The following is a 17843-nucleotide window of genomic DNA, read 5'->3' as shown; positions in this document are numbered from 1 at the left end:
GGCACTGGGGAAACAAGGGGATGGGTCATGCGGGGTAGTGAAGGCGGCGGACTGGCCGTCACGGCCCGCGGGTACGGGCTCAAGGGCCCCCGCGGCTTCGCGTTCCGCGGGATCGGCGTGGACGCGGATCCCGGTTCGCTGATCGCGGTCGAGGGGCCGTCGGGCACGGGCCGCACCTGTCTGCTGCTCTCCCTCACCGGCCGGATGAAGGCCACCGAGGGCACCGCGACCGTCGGCGGGTTCCGGCTGCCCAAGCAGCTGGCGGCGGTCCGCCGGGTGAGCGCGCTGGCGCACGTCGCCGGGGTCACCGAGCTCGATCCGGCTCTGACGGTGGGCGAGCACCTGCGGGAACGCGCGCTGTTGCAGCGGCAGTTCTGGGACTCGCTGCGCGGGCTGATGCGGCCCGGCAGGGAGCGGCGCCTGGCGGCACGGCTGCGCATCGAGGCGGCCCTCGAGGCGGCCGGGCTCGACCGGGAGGCGCTGCCCAAGGGCAACCGCACCGTCGTACGCGATCTGGAGCGGGTCGAGGCGCTGCGGCTGTCCATCGCCCTGGCCCTCATCGGCCGGCCCCGGCTGCTGGGCGTGGACGACACAGACCTCAAGCTCTCCGACGCCGAGCGGACCGAGGTGTGGGAACTCCTCAGGTCCATCGCCGGGAACGGGACGACGGTGATCGCGGTGTGCAGCACGGCCCCGGAGGGCGCCGTCGTGGTCCCCACCCGTGAGCCCGGCTGCGGCGATCCGCGCGGCAAGGGTGACGCCCCGCCTCCCGGCGACGGCCGCCCGCGCGGGACCACCGACGACACCGGCACCACCGACGACACCGGCACCGGCACCACCGGCGGTGCGCCGGCGGACCCGTCCGCCGCGGACGCCGGAGCGGTCGCCGACGACGCGGCGGACCGGGAGAACAGCGCCCCCGGGGCCGTGAACCTCCGCAAGACCCCCGCAGCCCCGGCCCCCGCAGCCGCAGACGCAGCCACCGCCTCCACCCTCGTGGCCGCCTCCGATCCCGCCGGCACCCCCGACCACGTCACGGACGACGTGACCGACACAGCGAAGGAGTCGGCCGATGCGTTTGCCGAAATTGGCCGCGCTTGAGCTCCTGCGCTTCGGCCGCGGCAAGCTGCCCCGGGTGGCGCTGGTCGCCATCCTGCTGCTGCCGCTGCTCTACGGCGCCCTGTACCTGTGGTCCTTCTGGGACCCGTACGGCCGTCTCGACCGCATTCCCGTCGCCCTGGTGAACGCCGACAAGGGCGCCACCGCCGACGGGGAGAAGATCGACGCGGGCGCCGACATCACCAAGGGCCTGCTGGACAGTGACACGTTCGAGTGGCACGAGGTGAGCGCCGCGGACGCACGCAAGGGCGTCGAGAAGGGCACCTACTACCTGTCGCTGACCATGCCGGCCGACTTCAGCAGGCGCATCGCGTCGAGTTCCGGCGACTCGCCGGAGACGGGCGCGCTCCAGGTGCGCACCAACGACGCGAACAACTACATCATCGGCTCGATCTCCCGGTCGGTCTTCAGCGAGGTGCGCAAGGCGGCGTCCACGAAGACGTCCCGGTCGTTCCTCGACCGGATCTTCATCTCGTTCTCCTCCATCCACGACGAGACGGTCAAGGCCGCGAACGGCGCCGACAAGCTGGAGGGCGGCATCGGCAAGGCCGAGCAGGGCTCCAAGGATCTCGCCGCGGGCCTGAAGGACGCCAGGAGCGGCAGCTCGCGGCTGGCCGGCGGGCTGAAGAAGCTCACCACGGGCGCCGGTGACCTGGAGGACGGCTCCCGGCAGGTCGCGGACGGCACACAGACCCTCGCCGACCAGGTACACGGGGTCACCGACAAGGTCGGGCCGTTCCTGAAGGACAACGAGAAGACCATCGGCGACACCGCCCGGCTGGTCGCCGACTCCGCCAAGGTGATCCGCGCCAACCTGGACACGCTGGTGAAGACGGCCCCGGTCGCCGCCAAGGGCGCCCACGCCGCCTCCGACACGCTCGGCACGGTCTACCGGGACCGCTGCGAGAGCGCCACGCCGTCGGACGACGCCTGCGCCGACCTCAAGAAGGCCGAGCAGGCCGCGACCGACGTCGCCACGATCGCCGACGACCTCGACACCCTCGTCGCCGACCAGCACGGTGACCTGAAGAAGCTCGACAGCGACCTGGCCACGCTCCAGGAGCAGGCCCGGCAGCTCGCCGACGACGCCCCGCACCTGTCCTCGGACCTCGACGCCGCCGTGAAGAAGGTCGACAAGCTGAACGACGGCGCCGCCGAGGTCGCCGCGGGCGCGAAGACCCTGCACTCCGGCCTCGGCACGGCCCGCAGCGGGGCGACCGCCCTCGACACGGGCGTCGGCAAGCTCGAGGCGGGCGCGGACACCCTCTCCGGAGGCATGTACAAGCTGGCCGACGGCTCCTCCACGCTCGCGGGCGGACTGCACGACGGCGCGTCCCAGATCCCCGACTACGACAAGAGCGACCGCGATCTGCGCAGCCAGGTGATGTCGGACCCGGTGCAGCTCGCCACGAAGAACATCCACGAGGCGCCCAACTACGGCACCGGTTTCGCCCCGTTCTTCATCCCGCTGTCCCTGTGGGTGGGCGCGATGGTGGCGTACATGCTGATCCCGCCGATGAACCGCCGTGCCCTCGCCGCGGGCGCCTCCGCGCGGCGGATCGCGCTGGCGGGCTGGCTGCCGGTGGCGTCGGTCGGCGTGATCCAGATGCTGGCGCTGATGACGGTGCTGCACTGGGCGATCGGCCTCCAGATGGCGCGGGCGGCGGGGACGATCGCCTTCCTGGCCCTGACGGCGGTCTCCTTCGCGGCGATCGTGCAGTGGCTGAACGCGCTCTTCGGCGTGGCCGGCCGGGTCTTCGTCCTGGCGCTGCTGATGCTCCAGCTGACGGCGGCGGGCGGCACGTACCCCATCCAGACCAGTCCCGGCTTCTTCACCGCGATCCACCCCTTCCTGCCGATGACGTACGTCATCGAGTCGCTGCGCAGGCTGATCTCGGGCGGCGGTCTGCAGCCGGTGTGGCACGCCTGCGCGGTGCTGACCGCCTTCCTGGTGGGCTGCCTGGTGCTGACGACCGTGTCCGCCCGGCGCCAGCAGGTGTGGACGGTGCGCCGGCTGCACCCGGAGCTGACCCTGTGACCGGCCGGTGAGGGGCGGCAGCCGGGGCACCGGCCGCCCCTCACCGGCCCTGCCCTCCCTCCCCACCTGCTCCACCGTCGCCCCTCCCCCAGCTCTCCCCAACCTCCCTCTTCCACGCCCACCGAAGGAGCCGTTCCTGTGAGAATCGGGGCCATGGAAAGCAGCAGCGCCAGGACCGGGGGCACCACGCGCCGCGAGGCCACCCGGCAGAAGCTCTACGAGGCGGCCGTCACCCTCATCGCCGAGCAGGGTTTCTCCGCGACCACCGTGGACGAGATCGCCGAGCGGGCCGGGGTCGCGAAGGGCACCGTCTACTACAACTTCGCGAGCAAGTCCGTCCTCTTCGAGGAGCTGCTGCGGCACGGCGTGGGACTGCTCACGGCGTCGCTGCGGGAGGCCGCCGAGCGGACGGCCCGCGAGGGCGGCAGCCGGGTGGACGCCCTGGACGCGATGATCCGCGCGGGGCTCGGCTTCATCGCCCGCTACCCGTCGTTCACCCAGCTGTACGTCGCCGAGCTGTGGCGCACCAACCGCGCCTGGCAGTCCACGCTGATGGTGGTGCGTCAGCAGGCCGTCGCGGTCATCGAGGACGTCCTGCGCGAGGGCGTCGCGAACGGCGAACTGAGCGAGGAGATCGACGTGGCCCTGACGGCCGCCGCCCTGGTCGGCATGGTGCTGGTGGCGGCCCTCGACTGGCAGGCCTTCCAGCCGGAGCGGACCCTGGACGACGTCCACGCGTCCCTGTCCCTGCTGCTCCAGGGCCGCGTCGGCGGCCGCTGCGCGCCGTAGGGCGCCCGCCGGGCGGATGTCCCGGTCCGCCGTCGCCCCGGCGGCGGCACGAAGGCGCCGGTCCGACGGCGGCCGCGTCCCCCGCGGGCCGTCCGCCGCACCGGCGCCTTCCCGCACCCCCGTGGCGTCCCCCGTACCGTCCCCGGGCCGTCGCCCGGAGCGGAGCAGGGGCGCGGCTCCGTTCCGCCGCCCCGTGCCGGCGGTACGGAACCGCGCCCCCTCCGTGTCTCCACTCTCCCGTTCCCGCAGGTCGCGGCCCATCCGTGCGGGTACTCATCTCCGCGTCTGGGTACAGGTACTCAGGTCCCCGTACGCGCCCCCACGACATGCCGCCGCTTCTCCGGCCCCGCCGGACCGGTGGTCCGGTGGTCCGGTGGTCCGGTGGTCCGGTGGTCCGGCGGGGCTCACGGGCCGGAGCGCCGGTGGGGCCCGATACAGTCGCGGGCATGGGACGGATCGCGGTGATCGGCGCCGGTACGGGCGCGATGGCGGCTGCTGCCCGGCTGGCCGTCGCGGGGCACCGGGTGGTGGTGTACGAGCGCACGGAGACCTACGGCGGCGCGGTGCGCCGGCTGGAGCGGGACGGTTTCGCCTTCGACACCGGCCCCGGGCTGCTGACCCTGCCCGCCGTCTACCGCGACCTCTTCGTCAAGACCGGGAAGCAGCCGCTGGAGGAGTGCGTCGAGCTGGTCCAGGTGGACCCCGCGGCACGGCATCTGTTCGCGGACGGTACGGAGGTGGCGTTGCCGAACGCCTCGCGCGCGGGTGTGGTCGCGGCGCTCGACGAGGCGCTGGGGGACGGCGCGGGCAAGCGCTGGGGCGACTTCCTGGTACGGGCCCGCGAGGCGTGGGACCGCACCCGCAGACCGCTCCTGGAGGAGCCGCTGTGGCCCGGCTGGGCCGTACTGGCCGAGCGTGAGCCCTACCCCGCGGTGCCGCACAAGCGGCTGCTGCGCACCCGGCGGGCCGCCACCCTCGCCGAGATCGGCGCCTGGGAGCTGCGTGACCCGCGCCTCGCGGCCCTGCTGGACAGCTGTGCGCTGGCCTACGGCGTCGACCCGGCCACGGCCCCGGCGAGCGCGGCCGTACTGCCGTACATGGAGCACGCCTTCGGTGTCTGGTGCGTGCGCGGCGGCATGCGGGAGCTGGCGCGCGCGGTGTACGAGCGGTGCCTGGCGCGGAGGGTCGAGTTCGTCTTCGGTGCCGAGGTCACGGGGGTGCTGGAGAAGGACGGCCGGGCGGCCGGGGTCGAACTGGGTGACGGCACCGTCGCCGAGGCCGACACGGTCGTCGGCGGCGGCCCGTGGCGGCTGCGGGGACTGCTGCCCGGCCGTGAGCTCCACGGCGCGGAGGGCCCGCCCCCGGAGCCCGAGGAACGGTGGCCGGGCCGGGTCGTGGTGTGCCTCGCGCTGCGCGGCGCACGGGAGCCGGGTGCGGCGCACCGCACGGTGGTGCACTCGCCGGACGCGGCCGGCGGACCGGGCCTGTCCGGGCGGGAGCCGGCGTCCGGGCACCTCACGGTGCGGATCGACCGCCCCGACGACCCGGCGCTGCGTCCCGACGCGGCGCACGAGTCCGTGGTGCTGACGGCGACGGTGCCGTCGGGGCGCGACCACGACTGGACGGCGCCGGGCGCGGCGGACGCCTTCGCGGACCGGATGGCCGCCGCCGCCGAGCGGGCGGTGCCGGGGCTGCGGGAGCGGACGCTGTGGCGTGAGGTGCGCACACCGGTGCACACCGAGCGGGAGACCGGGGCGGCGGGCGGTGCGGTGCCGCCGCCCTCGCTGGCCGCGCCCGGAGGGGTGCTGCATCCGGCCAACAGCACGGCGGTACCGGGGCTGTTCGCGGTCGGCGGCTGGTCCCATCCCGGCGGCGGGCTGGCCCATGCCGGGATGTCGGGCGCGCTGGTGGCCGGACTGATCGTGGAGGGACCGGGGTTCCGCGGCTCGCAGTGATCAGAAGCGGTACTGCTGGTCGTCGTAGCCGCCGGTCTGCTGCTGGCCGTCGCCGGTCTGCTGGTAGGGGTACGGCTGCTCGGGCGGGAGCGCGCCGCCGTAGGACTCGTCGTTGCGCTGCTGCGGGACCCAGACGCCGCCGGCCGGGGTCTCGGCGTTGCCACCGGTGCCGGAAGTCCCGTACTGGTCCTGGCCGTAGCCCTGCTGCTGCCCGTACTGCTGCTGGCCGTACGCGTCGTAGGAGGCACCGGAAGGGTCGTACGCCTGGCCGCCGTTGCCGTAGGGGTCGGAGTAACCGGCGTACTGCTGCTGGCCGTTCGCGTCGTAGCCGTACTGCTGCTGGCCGTATCCCGAGTAGTCGTAGCCGTAGTTCTGGCCGGTGCCCTGGGCCGCGGCGGCGTAGTCCTGGTCCGGGGAGGCGGGCTGCTGCCCGGACTGCGCCGCGCCCGGATAGCCGGCGGCTCCCGAGTCGCCGTACACGCCGTAGTTGCCGGTGTCGTCCGGGATGGGCTGCGGTTCATAAACGGCGGTCGCCTCGGCGGCCGTGGGCGCGGGGGGACGGCCGGGGGCGAAGACGTCGTCGCGGTCGTCGTCCTCCTGGCCGTACGCCAGGCCGTCACGGCGGTAGGCGGCGGCCTCCTCGGCGTAGCCGCTCTCCTCGGGTTCCAGGTCGGAGACCTCCAGGACGGCCTCCTGGCGGTCCTTCTTGCCGCGGCGGCGCTTGCTGCCGACGCCGGGAACGGCACCAAAGCCGCCGGCCGGTCCGTCCCCGGCCTCGTCCTCGGGCCGCTTGACCGCCCAGCCCGCGACGAAGCCGCGCCGGAACGACAGGGTGACGTAGGTCTGGCCGACGGCGAACGCGGCGGCACCGATCCCGATCACGACGACCGAGGCCATCAGCACACCGACGACCACGCCGAGGAAGCCGGCGAAGGCGAGCAGCCGCCAGCGCAGCCGCGCCTTGTACTGCAGCAGCACCTCGCCGAGCAACCACAGCGCGACGATGCCGAACGCGATATAGAGGACCGTCCAGCCCATGTACGCCCCTCTCCCAGTGGCCGCTACGCAGTGTGGCGTACGCCCGTGCGGCCGGTCCAGGCCTGCGGTGGGTGGTGCAGACCCAGGTTCTCGTAGATTTCCAGGGTCGCCGTGGAGTTGTTCAGCGTGATGAAGTGCAGTCCGGGCACTCCCTCGGCCAGCAGCCGCGCGCAGAACTCCGTGGCGAACTCGATACCGATGGAGCGTACAGCGGCGGGATCGTCCTTCGCTGTGAGGATGCGTTCCCGGAGGTCCGCGGGGAACGCCGCGTTGCTGAGCTGCGGCAGCCGCTCCAGCATCTTGATGCTGGTCACGGGCAGGATCTCGGGGATCACCGGGGTCGTGCAGCCGGCGGCGTCGACTTGGTCACGCAGCCGGAGATAGGACTCGGGCCGGAAGAACATCTGCGTGATCGCGTAGTCGGCCCCCGCCCGGCATTTGTCGACGAAGTGCCGGATGTCGGACTGCTCGTCGGCGGATCGCGGGTGCAGTTCCGGGAAGGCGGCGACGCCGACGCAGAAGTCGCCGGACTCCTTGATGAGCCGGACGAGTTCGGCCGCGTAGGTCAGCCCCTCGGGGTGCGGCACCCACGCGCCCATGGGGTCGCCGGGCGGGTCGCCGCGCACCGCGAGCATGTTGCGGATCCCGGCGTCGGCGTACTGGCCGATGATGTTGCGCAGTTCGGCGACGGAGTGGTCGACGGCGGTGAGATGGGCGACCGGGGTGAGCGTGGTGTCGGCCACGATCTGCTGGGTCTCCTTGACCGTGGTCGCCCGGGTGGAACCGCCGGCGCCGTAGGTCACGGAGACGAAGTCCGGGGCCACCGCCTCGACCCTGCGCAGCGCGTCCCACAGGTTCCGCTCACCCTTGGGGGTCTTCGGCGCGTAGAACTCGAAGGAGTACGTCGTCTTGCCGGCGGCGAGCATGTCACGCACGACGCGTGCGCGATCAGTCCTGGTGGAGGGGGTTCCGAGGGCCATACCGGCAGGTTAGCCAGGCGTCGCGGGTCACCCAACCGCACACTGAGGATTTGACCTTTTTGTCGCCTTGTTGTCCACGCCTTGGACAGGGCCGGACACAGCCGGGCGGGCCTGTCGCGGGCTCAGGCCGTACGGAGCCGCTTCGCGAACTCGGCCGCCGCCGCGCCCGGGTCGTCCGCCTCCGTGATCGCCCGGACGACGACGACCCGGCGGGCGCCCGCCTCCAGCACCTGGTCGAGGTTGCCGAGGCCGATGCCGCCGATGGCGAACCAGGGGCGCGCGGTGCCGAGCGCCGCCGTGCGGCGGACCAGGCCGAGGCCGGGCGCCGGACGGCCCGGCTTGGTGGGGGTGGGCCAGCAGGGGCCGGTGCAGAAGTAGTCCACGCCGTCCTGCGCGGCGGCCGCGGCGGCCTCCGCCTCGCTGTGCGTGGAGCGGCCGATCAGGACGTCCGGGCCGAGGATCGCGCGGGCCGCCGGGACGGGCAGGTCCCCCTGGCCGAGGTGCAGCACGGCGGAACGGGCGGCGTGGGCGACGTCGGCGCGGTCGTTGACCGCGAGCAGCTTGCCGTGCCGGGCGCAGGCGTCGGCGAAGACCTCCAGCCGGTCCAGCTCCTCGGCCGCCTCCATGCCCTTGTCGCGCAGTTGCACGATGTCCACGCCACCGGCCAGGACCGCGTCCAGGAACCCGGCGAGATCCCCCTGGCGGCGGCGGGCGTCCGTGCAGAGGTAGAGCCGGGCGTCGGCGAGCCGCGTACGTGCGCTGGCGGTCATGAGCGGGTCCCCCGTGTCGGGTGGTGCGGTGTCTGGTGCGGATGATGCCGGGTGCGGGCCGTGCCGGTGGAACCGGGCGGCCCTGTGGTCCGCCGGGGCGCCCGTCCTGCGCGGGGAGGCGTCGTCCGCCGTGCGCTGGGCGGCGCGGGCCTGCCTCCCGGCACGGCGCGGACGTGCCGGGGACCTGCCGGGCCTCGGCGGCGGTCACGGGCCAGGGCAGCCCCGGACCGCCGTACGACGGCAGGCGCGTCGTACCGGTGGCGGGGCACCGGCCGCCCTGCCACGGCGCGGCCCGCTCCCGGGGCCTGCCGGACCGTCCCACCGCGGCTTGCACGGGCCGGGACGGCCCGGCACGCCTCGCCACGGCGGAACCGCACCGCACCGGCCGGCGCGGCGTGGGCCGCTGCGGCGGGGGCGGGCCGTCACGGGCGGGGGACGACCCGCCGCCGGCGGCGGGTCAGACGGCCAGCGCCTGGGCGCGGCGCTTCACCTCCGTGCCGCGGTTCTCGCTGAGTGCCTGCGCGGGGGTGCCGGGCAGGCTGGGGTCGGGGGTGAAGAGCCACTCGATCATCTCTTCGTCCGTGAAGCCGTCGTCCCTCAGCAGCGTCAGGGTTCCGGTGAGACCCTTGACGATCTTGTCGCCGTCGATGAAGGCGGCGGGGACGTGCAGGGCGCGGTTCTCACCTCGGCGTACGGCGATGAGCTGGCCCTCCTTGACCAGCTGCCGGACGCGCAGCACGTCGACGCCGAGCTGTTCGGCGATGTCGGGCACGGTGAGCCAGGCGGGGACGAGAGCATCGGTCTTCGTGTCAATCTCGGTCACAGTCACCAGATTGCCATCTGCCGCTGACAGCCGGAAGCCGGGCCGGTCCGGCCGGGGTAGCACGGCCGGCCACCGCGCGCCCGGCCGCACCCCGCGAGACCCCTCGCACGACGCCGCGCGAGGCGCTACGCGAGGGTCGCGGTCTTCAGCGGGCGGGACGGGTCGGCGAGGACCTCCGGGTCCATCCGGCGGCCCGCCTCGATCAGTCGGCGTCCCTGGGCGAGGTCCCGCGGGCGTCCGACGGCGAGCAGGGCGACCAGCCGGCCCTGCCGCAGCCAGCAGACCGACCAGGCGGGACCGTCCGGGTCGCCGCGCCACACCGTGCCGTCGGCCGCCGCGTGGTGTCCGGCGTACTGCACGAACCGGCCGAACTGCTCGGACCAGAAGTACGGCACCGGGTCGTAGGCCGCCGGGTCCTCGCCGACGATGTCCGCGGCGACCGTGCGCGGCCCCTGGAGGGCGTTGTCCCAGTGGTGGACGACGAGCCGCTCGCCGTAGCGCGCGGAGGGGAAGGAGGCGCAGTCGCCGACCGCGTACACGTCGGGCACGGAGGTGCGCAGGTGGTCGTCGGCGAGGACCTCGCGGTGCGCGCCGAGGGCGATGCCGGAGTCCGCGAGCCAGCCGGTGGCGGGGCGGGCGCCGATGCCGACGACGACGGCCGCGGCGGGCAGCCGGGTGCCGTCGTCCAGGACGACCGCGCCGGGCTCGACGGCCGCCACCCGCGCGCCGGTGCGCAGCACGGCCCCGCTGTCGGCGTACCAGGCGGCCATCGGCGCGGCCACCTCGGCGGGCAGCGCACCGGCCAGCGGGCGGTCGGCCGCCTCGACGACGGTCACCGCGCAGCCGGCCTCGCGGGCGGCCGTGGCGAACTCGGCGCCGATCCAGCCCGCGCCGACGACGACCACGTCGCGCTGCGCCGCCAGTACCGGCCGCAGCCGCCCGGCGTCGTCCAGGGTGCGCAGCAGATGCACGCCGGGCACGGTGTCCGTGCCCGGGAGGCGAATCGGTTCGGCGCCGGTGGCGAGCACGAGGACGTCGTAGGGCACCGGGCCCGCGTCGGTGTCCAGTTCGCGGTCGGCGGGCCGGACGCCCAGGGCCGTGCGGCCGAGGCGCAGTTCGATGCCGAGCGCGTCGAAGTCGATGTCGAAGGCGGGGTCCTCGGCCTTGCCGAGCAGCACGGCCTTGGAGAGCGGGGGGCGGTCGTAGGGCCGGTGGGGTTCCGCGCCGATCAGCGTCACGGTGCCGGTGAAACCCTGTTCGCGCAGTGCGACCGCGGTCTGCACCCCGGCCATGCCCGCGCCGACGACGACCACGCGCCGCTCCGGTGGCGTGCCGTGCCCCGTCGGGCGGGCGCCCGTGCCGGGCTCCTCCGCCGCAGGTGAGTCCGTCGGTCCGTCCGGCCGCTCGTCCGGCCGCCCGGCTGTCCGCTCGTCCTGTCTCCGCACGCTCACACGATCACCTTAGCCATGACGATGCGCCCGTCGGCCGCTGCGGACAGTGACGTCCTGCACATGCCCGGCCGGGGTCAGGCGGGTTCCCGCGCCACTTCCTCGACGACGCTCGTGCCGTGGCCCTCCCGGGACTCCCACTCCCAGGTCTCGGCCAGCCGGATCCGCCCGTCGGGCAGCTCGGCGACCTCGGACACACAGTGCCCCGAGGAGGTGGTTCCGTCCCGCCCGAGCTGCACGTACCGGAAGTCCAGCCGGTCGCCGTCCCGGGTGCCGAGCAGATGGCCGCGCACCACGTCACCGCCCGTGTAGTCGGCCCAGACCACGCCGTCCCGCTCGTGGTAGGTGAAGCGGGTACGGGTGCCCACCTGGCCGGGGGCCTGGTCCGCCACCGGGGCGAGGACGAGGCCGTCGAGCGAACGGGGCATGCGGGAGGCTCCTTCACCGGGGTCGGGGACAGTCCGGGCGGCAGGGTCTAGGGTGGCCACCGTACAAGCACTCGCGGGAGCCCGGACGCACCGGGCTGAGAGGGAGGCTGGCGGCCTCCGACCGTACGAACCTGATCCGGGTCATGCCGGCGAAGGGAGGGGCTGGACGCCCATGCCGTCACGCTCACACGCATCGCACGCTTCATGTACGTCGGACGTCCTCGTCATCGGGGGCGGGATCATCGGCCTGGTCACGGCCTGGCGGGCCGCGCAACGCGGGCTCGGCACCGCCGTGGTGGACCCGGCACCCGGCGGCGGGGCCGCCCGGGTGGCCGCCGGGATGCTGGCGCCGGTCACCGAACTGCACACCGGGGAGCAGACGTTGCTCGCCCTGAACCTGGAGTCGGCGCGCCGCTACCCGGACTTCGCGGCCGAGCTGACCGAACTCACCGGCCACGGCCTCGGCTACCGCCGCTCGGGCACCCTGGCCGTCGCCCTGGACGCCGACGACCGCGCCCAGCTGCGCGAACTGCACCTGTTGCAGCGGCAGTCGGGGCTCGATACGGAGTGGCTGTCCGGGCGGGAGTGCCGGCGGCTGGAACCGATGCTCGCGCCGGGGGTGCGCGGCGGGCTGCGGGTGGACGGGGACCACCAGATCGACCCGCGGCGGCTGTCCACGGCACTGCTGGCCGCGTGCGAGCGGGCCGGGGTGGTCTTCCACCGGGTGTGGGCGGAGCGGCTGCGGGTCACCGGGGACCGGGCCACCGGCGTGGTCACTGCGGACGGCGGTGAACTGGGCGCGGACCGGGTGGTGCTGGCCGCCGGCAGCCGCAGCGGGCGGCTCGCCGGGGTGCCCGGGGCCGTGGTGCCGCCCGTACGGCCGGTGAAGGGCCAGGTGGTGCGACTGACCGTGCCGCCCCGGTACGCGCCCTTCCTGAGCCGTACCGTGCGAGCGGTGGTGCGCGGCGGCCAGGTGTACCTGGTGCCCCGGGAGAACGGCGAGCTGGTGATCGGCGCGACCAGCGAGGACCTCGGCTGGGACACCACCGTGACGGCGGGCGGGGTCTACGAGTTGCTCCGCGACGCGCATGAACTCGTGCCCGGAATCACCGAGTTGCCGCTGACCGAGACCCGGGCCGGGCTGCGTCCCGGCACCCCCGACAACGCGCCGCTGCTCGGTCCGACCGCGCTGCCCGGTCTGCTGCTGGCCACCGGTCACCACCGCAACGGCGTGCTGCTGACACCGGTCACCGGGGACGCGCTCGCGCATGCCCTGGTCACCGGGGAACTTCCGCCGGAGGCCCGGCCGTTCGCGGCGTCGAGGTTCTCGGCGGACGGTTCCGCCGCCGGGCGGATCACGGAGCCGGGCGGGGAGCGGAACGCCGAACCGGACGCCGGACGGAACGCCCGGCCCGGCGCCGGGCTGGGCGCCGGACTAAGTGCCGGGCGGAACGTATGAGTGCCGGGCGTGCCGCCGTGTCCGTGTCCGTCAACGGTGAGGTGCGGCGGTTCCCGACGGGGACGGCGCTCGACGCCGTCGTGCGGGAGCTGACCGCCGCCCCGTCCGGGGTGGCCGCCGCGCTCAACGAGACCGTCGTCCCGCGCGCGCGGTGGGCGCGGACCGCCGTACGCGACGGCGACCGCGTCGAAGTCCTGACCGCCGTCCAGGGAGGCTGACCGATGGCCGACGATCCTCTCGTCCTCGGCGGGACGTCCTTCACGTCCCGTCTGATCATGGGCACCGGCGGCGCGCCGAGCCTGGAGGTGCTGGAGCGGGCCCTGGTGGCGTCCGGCACCCAGCTGACCACCGTGGCGATGCGGCGCGTCGATCCGTCCGTACGGGGCTCCGTGCTGTCGGTGCTCGACCGGCTCGGCATCCGGGTGCTGCCCAACACCGCGGGCTGCTTCACCGCCGGGGAGGCCGTCCTCACCGCCCGTCTCGCACGGGAGGCGCTCGGCACGGATCTGGTGAAGCTGGAGGTGATCGCCGACGAGCGCACGCTGCTGCCCGATCCGGTCGAGCTGCTGGACGCGGCGGAGACCCTGGTCGACGACGGGTTCACGGTGCTGCCCTACACCAATGACGATCCGGTGCTGGCGCGGCGGCTGGAGGACGTGGGGTGCGCGGCCGTGATGCCGCTGGGTTCGCCCATCGGGTCCGGGCTGGGGATCCGCAATCCGCACAACTTCGAGCTGATCGTGGAGCGGGCGGGGGTGCCGGTGCTGCTCGACGCGGGCGCGGGGACGGCGTCGGACGCGGCGCTGGCGATGGAGCTGGGGTGTGCGGGGGTCATGCTCGCGTCGGCGGTGACCCGGGCGCGGTCTCCGGTGCGGATGGCCGCGGGGATGCGGCTCGCCGTGGAGGCGGGACGGCTGGCCCGGCTGGCGGGGCGGATGCCGCGGCGGTATCTGGCGCTGGCGAGTTCTCCCGCGGAGGGGATCGGGGTGCTGGATCCCGAACGGCCGGCGTTCTGAGCCGGTTCGCGCCCGGCGGCGGGGTGCTCACCGCCGGGTGCTCACCGCCGGCGGGTTTCCGGTGGGTGGGGGCCGCCGCCGGCCGGGATTTGCGTCACAGGTGCGCTGCAGTAGCGGTTCCGCGGTGGCCGGAACGTCTGCGGTGTCGCGGACGCCTCGTACACTCGCCTGCGTGGATACGACCCTTCAGGACCCTTTGGTCGGCCGTGTGCTCGATGGCCGGTATCGCGTGGACGCGCGCATCGCGGTGGGCGGGATGGCCACGGTCTACCGGGCTCTGGACACCCGTCTGGACCGGGTTCTCGCGCTCAAGGTGATGCACCCGACGCTGGCCGCCGACGGTTCCTTCGTCGAGCGGTTCATCCGGGAGGCCAAGTCGGTGGCCCGGCTGGCGCACCCCAACGTGGTGCAGGTCTTCGACCAGGGCACCGACGGGTCGTACGTCTATCTGGCGATGGAGTACGTGCCGGGCTGCACCCTGCGTGACGTGCTGCGCGAGCGGGGCGCGCTCCAGCCGCGGGCCGCGCTCGACATCCTGGAGCCGGTGCTGGCCGCGCTGGGGGCCGCGCACCGCGCCGGGTTCGTGCACCGCGACATGAAACCGGAGAACGTGCTGATAGGCGACGACGGGAGCGTCAAGGTCGCCGACTTCGGGCTGGTGCGGGCCGTGGACACGGTCACCCAGAGCACCGGCGCGGTCCTCGGCACGGTGTCGTATCTCGCGCCGGAGCAGATCGAGCACGGCACGGCGAATCCGCGGGTCGACGTGTACGCGTGCGGCGTCGTCCTCTACGAGATGCTGACCGGCGCCAAGCCGCACGCCGGGGAGTCGCCCGCCCAGGTGCTCTACCAGCACCTCCACGAGGACGTGCCGCCGCCCTCGGCCGCCGTGCCGGGGCTGCCCTTCGAGCTGGACGACCTGGTCGCCACCGCCACCGCGCGCGTCCCGGACGTCCGGCCGCACGACGCCGTGGAGCTGCTCGCACGGGCGCGCGAGGCGCGCGCCCCCCTGACCGACGCCCAGCTGGACGCCCTCCCGCCGCGGGCGGTGCCGGGGCCGCACGACAACGCCGACGACCGTACGAGCGTCATCGCGCACGGGCTGAGCGTGCCGCGCCCGCTGCCCGTCAACGAGGACGAGCGGGGTTTCACCGGGGACGACGGTGACACCCAGACGCTGCTGAACCGCACCAGCCGGCTGGAGAGCCCGGCGCTCGCGCCCCGCCCCGAGCCGTCGGCCCGGTCCCGGCGCGGGCTGGTCACGGTCGTCGTGGCGCTGCTCGTGATCTTCGGGGTGGGCGGCGGTGTCTGGTACATCAACTCCGGGCAGTTCACGCGGGTCCCGCCGCTGCTGGCGAAGACGCAGGCGCAGGCCGAGGCACGGCTGAAGAGCGCCGGGCTCGACGTGAAGAAGGTCGAGCACGCCTACAGCGACACCGTGCAGCGCGGCTCGGTCATCAGCAGCGACCCCGGTTCCGGCGCCCGTATCCGCAGCAACGACGCGGTGACCCTGGTCGTCTCGGACGGTCCGCAGACGGTGAAGGTCCCCGATGTCGCGGGCCGGCCGCTGGACGAGGCGCGCGCCCTGCTGAAGAAGAGCGGGCTGGAGCCGGGCATGGTCACCCGGCAGTTCGACGACACCGTGCCCCGCGGCTCCGTGACCGGCACCGTGCCCGCCGCGGGCACCGAGCGGCACGCGGGCTCCGCGATCGCGCTCACCGTCAGCAAGGGCAGGCCGATCGACGTGCCGGACGTCACCGGCGAGGACCTGGACCGGGCGAAGGCGGACCTGACGGGCGCGGGCCTGAAGGTGAAGGTGGCGGCCGAACAGGTCAACTCCGAGTTCGACGCGGGCCAGGTCGCCGAGCAGACCCCGGCGGGCGCCGCGCAGGCCGCCCAGGACGACACGGTGACGCTGACGGTCTCCAAGGGCCCGGTGATGGTCGAGGTGCCGGACGTGACCGGGAAGAACGTCGACGACGCGACGCAGGCGCTCGAGGACGCCGGGTTCAAGGTCGAGGAGGACCGCGGGCTGCTCGGGCTGTTCGGCGACACGGTCAAGAGCCAGTCGGTGAAGGGCGGCGACACCGCGCCCAAGGGCTCGACGATCAAGATCACCATCCGGTGACCGGGCACCGGAGAGGGCATGGCACCCTGGCCGGGTGAGCAGTCAGCAGTCCTCTCCCCTTCCCGGCGGCGTGCACGGCACCTCTGAGGAGCACGGTCCCGCCGGCGGACGCGACGCCGCCGTCGGGCGCGGTCCCGGTGCCGTGCACGGTCCCGTCGGCGAACACGGTCCCGGTGCCGTGCGCGATGCCGGCGCCGTGCGCAATCCCGTGGGCGGCCATGTCCCGGTCGCCGGCGGCCTCCACTCCGTGGGGCTGGCCTACGCCCGTGAGCTGGGCGCGGAGGCCTTGCAGGTCTTCGTCGCCAACCCGCGCGGCTGGGCCACCCCGGCCGGTGATCCGCGCCAGGACGAGGCGTTCCGCGCGGTGTGCGAGGCCGAGTCGCTCCCGGTGTACGTCCACGCCCCCTATCTGATCAACTTCGGCTCGCACACCGACGCCACCGCCGAGCGGTCGGCCGAGTCGCTGCGGCACTCGCTGCGGCGCGGCCGGGAGATCGGCGCGCGGGGCGTGGTGGTGCACACCGGCAGCGCGACGGGCGGCCGGGAGCGGTCCGTGGCGCTGGCGCAGGTACGGCGGCTGCTGCTGCCGCTGCTGGACGAGCTCACCCACGACGACGACCCGTTCCTGCTGCTGGAGTCGACGGCGGGGCAGGGCGCGTCGCTGTGCTCCCGGACCTGGGACTTCGGGCCGTACTTCGCGGCGCTGGACGCGCACCCCCGGCTGGGCGTCTGCCTGGACACCTGCCATGTCTTCGCCGCCGGGCACGACCTGACCGGCCCGCACGGCATGCACCGGACCCTCGATCTGCTGGTCGACACGGTCGGCGCGGGGCGGCTCAAGCTCGTGCACGCCAACGACTCCATGGACGTCTCCGGCGCCCGCAAGGACCGCCACGCGAACATCGGCGCCGGTCACATCGGCGAGGATCCCTTCCGCGCGCTGATGACCCACCCGGCCACCGAGGGCGTACCGCTGGTCATCGAGACGCCCGGCGGCAGGGAGGGGCACGCGGCGGACGTGGAGCGGCTGAAGAAGCTGCGCGACGGGGGCTGACGGGCGGCGGTCCGGGCCGGGGTCAGAGTTCGGGGCCGTCCCCCGGTGCCTCCTGGTAGGAGTAGCGCTGTTCCTTCCAGGGGTCGCCGATGTTGTGGTAGCCGCGCTCCTCCCAGAAGCCCCGGCGGTCGGCGGTCATGTACTCGACGCCGCGGACCCATTTGGGGCCCTTCCAGGCGTACAGGTCGGGGACGACGAGCCGGACCGGGAAGCCGTGCTCGGCGGTGAGGATCTCCCCGTCCTTGTGCGTGGCGAAGACGGTGCGCTCGGAGGCGAAGTCGGACAGCCGGAGGTTGGCGCTGTAGCCGTACTCCGCCCAGACCATCACATGGGTGACCGCCAAAGCGGGCGGCGCGGCCTCGAGGATCGTACGGGCCGGTACCCCGCCCCACTCCGCGCCGGGCATGCTGAACTTGGTGACGCAGTGCAGATCCGCGACCACGGTCACATACGGCAGGGCCGTGAATCCGGCGTGGTCCCAGGTGTGCTTGTCGCCGTCGGCGGTGGCTCCGAAGACCCGGAACTCCCAGCGCTCGGGCCGGAACTTGGGCACCGGGCCGTAGTGGGTGACCGGCCAGCCGCGTTGCAGTCGCTGCCCCGGCGGAAGGTCGGACCGTAGGGTCTCCCCCGATTCTCCTGATTCTCCTGATTCGGGTTCCACCGGATGACGCATGCCTCCATCCTGACAGACCCGGAGCGGTGCGACCGACCACCGGGAACCCGAAACGGGCATTTCACAGCGAGCACATATAAGTGTGCACTTACTGGACGATCCGGTGCACCGGTGCCATCATGCGG

Annotated in this window: 16 protein-coding genes and 1 riboswitch; of the genes, 9 read left to right on the top strand and 7 right to left on the bottom strand. The window is 74.1% G+C overall.

Translation table 11 applies throughout. The features are described from left to right. Positions 1–27 precede the first annotated feature (27 nt). The 4 genes from ABZ862_RS09155 to ABZ862_RS09140 all read left to right on the top strand — a co-directional run bounded on the left by ABZ862_RS09155 (position 28) and on the right by ABZ862_RS09140 (position 5901). A complete protein-coding gene (locus ABZ862_RS09155) occupies positions 28–1101 on the top strand; it encodes an ATP-binding cassette domain-containing protein (protein ID WP_360954767.1) in 1074 nt (357 codons plus the stop codon). Continuing rightward, the gene (locus tag ABZ862_RS09150; RefSeq protein ID WP_360954764.1) at positions 1073–3157 is read left to right on the top strand and encodes a YhgE/Pip domain-containing protein; all 2085 of its coding nucleotides are present in this window, start codon (positions 1073–1075) and stop codon (positions 3155–3157) included. Before ABZ862_RS09155 ends, ABZ862_RS09150 begins: the two co-directional genes overlap by 29 nt. Before the next feature lie 153 nt (positions 3158–3310). Beyond that, positions 3311–3946 (top strand): TetR/AcrR family transcriptional regulator, encoded by a 636-nt coding sequence (locus ABZ862_RS09145; protein WP_360954761.1) that lies wholly within the window; start codon positions 3311–3313, stop codon positions 3944–3946. A gap of 446 nt (positions 3947–4392) precedes the next feature. Then, entirely contained in the window at positions 4393–5901 is a 1509-nt protein-coding gene (locus tag ABZ862_RS09140) for an NAD(P)/FAD-dependent oxidoreductase (RefSeq protein ID WP_360954758.1), read from the top strand. Here ABZ862_RS09140 and ABZ862_RS09135 read toward each other — a convergent pair whose 3' ends face one another. The 6 genes from ABZ862_RS09135 to ABZ862_RS09110 all read right to left on the bottom strand — a co-directional run bounded on the left by ABZ862_RS09135 (position 5902) and on the right by ABZ862_RS09110 (position 11388). Further along, complete coding sequence (locus ABZ862_RS09135; RefSeq protein WP_360954755.1) at positions 5902–6939, bottom strand: hypothetical protein; 1038 nt, start codon at positions 6937–6939, stop codon at positions 5902–5904. It abuts the gene before it with no gap. 23 nt (positions 6940–6962) lie between these two features. After that, complete coding sequence (gene metF, locus ABZ862_RS09130) at positions 6963–7919, bottom strand: methylenetetrahydrofolate reductase [NAD(P)H] (protein WP_360954752.1); 957 nt, start codon at positions 7917–7919, stop codon at positions 6963–6965. 122 nt (positions 7920–8041) lie between these two features. Next, entirely contained in the window at positions 8042–8689 is a 648-nt protein-coding gene (thiE, locus tag ABZ862_RS09125) for a thiamine phosphate synthase (protein WP_360954749.1), read from the bottom strand. 457 nt (positions 8690–9146) lie between these two features. After that, positions 9147–9512, bottom strand: coding sequence for an Rv2175c family DNA-binding protein (locus ABZ862_RS09120; protein WP_360954746.1), 366 nt, complete (start codon positions 9510–9512; stop codon positions 9147–9149). A 125-nt stretch (positions 9513–9637) separates the two neighbouring features. Then, a complete protein-coding gene (locus ABZ862_RS09115; protein ID WP_360955495.1) occupies positions 9638–10804 on the bottom strand; it encodes an FAD-dependent oxidoreductase in 1167 nt (388 codons plus the stop codon). Between the two features lie 233 nt (positions 10805–11037). After that, complete coding sequence (locus tag ABZ862_RS09110; RefSeq protein WP_360954743.1) at positions 11038–11388, bottom strand: hypothetical protein; 351 nt, start codon at positions 11386–11388, stop codon at positions 11038–11040. A gap of 63 nt (positions 11389–11451) precedes the next feature. Next, positions 11452–11563: riboswitch (TPP riboswitch) on the top strand. On the opposite strand from ABZ862_RS09110, the gene thiO reads away from it, so the two are divergent. The 5 genes from thiO (at position 11561) to ABZ862_RS09085 (ending at position 17045) form a co-directional block, all read left to right on the top strand. Continuing rightward, on the top strand, positions 11561–12847 hold the full coding sequence (thiO, locus tag ABZ862_RS09105) for a glycine oxidase ThiO (protein ID WP_360954739.1): 1287 nt from the start codon (positions 11561–11563) through the stop codon (positions 12845–12847). It overlaps the preceding riboswitch by 3 nt. Further along, positions 12844–13065 carry a sulfur carrier protein ThiS gene (gene thiS, locus ABZ862_RS09100; RefSeq protein WP_360954736.1) on the top strand — a complete coding sequence of 74 codons (222 nt, stop codon included), beginning with the start codon at positions 12844–12846 and terminating at the stop codon, positions 13063–13065. Before thiO ends, thiS begins: the two co-directional genes overlap by 4 nt. Before the next feature lie 3 nt (positions 13066–13068). Continuing rightward, entirely contained in the window at positions 13069–13863 is a 795-nt protein-coding gene (locus ABZ862_RS09095; protein ID WP_360954733.1) for a thiazole synthase, read from the top strand. Positions 13864–14035: 172 nt separating this feature from the next. After that, positions 14036–15991, top strand: a complete 1956-nt coding sequence (pknB, locus tag ABZ862_RS09090) for a Stk1 family PASTA domain-containing Ser/Thr kinase (RefSeq protein ID WP_360954730.1) — start codon at positions 14036–14038, stop codon at positions 15989–15991. Between the two features lie 178 nt (positions 15992–16169). Further along, positions 16170–17045, top strand: coding sequence for a deoxyribonuclease IV (locus tag ABZ862_RS09085; RefSeq protein ID WP_360955493.1), 876 nt, complete (start codon positions 16170–16172; stop codon positions 17043–17045). Between the two features lie 22 nt (positions 17046–17067). Here the strand turns inward: ABZ862_RS09085 and ABZ862_RS09080 are convergent, their stop codons facing one another. Continuing rightward, positions 17068–17718 (bottom strand): sulfite oxidase-like oxidoreductase, encoded by a 651-nt coding sequence (locus tag ABZ862_RS09080; protein ID WP_360954727.1) that lies wholly within the window; start codon positions 17716–17718, stop codon positions 17068–17070. Between the last annotated feature and the right edge of the window lie 125 nt (positions 17719–17843).

The sequence above is a fragment of the Streptomyces sp. NPDC047000 genome (assembly GCF_040644295.1).
Classification (GTDB): Bacteria; Actinomycetota; Actinomycetes; order Streptomycetales; family Streptomycetaceae; genus Streptomyces.
This window is presented reverse-complemented; position numbering and strand designations above follow the sequence as displayed.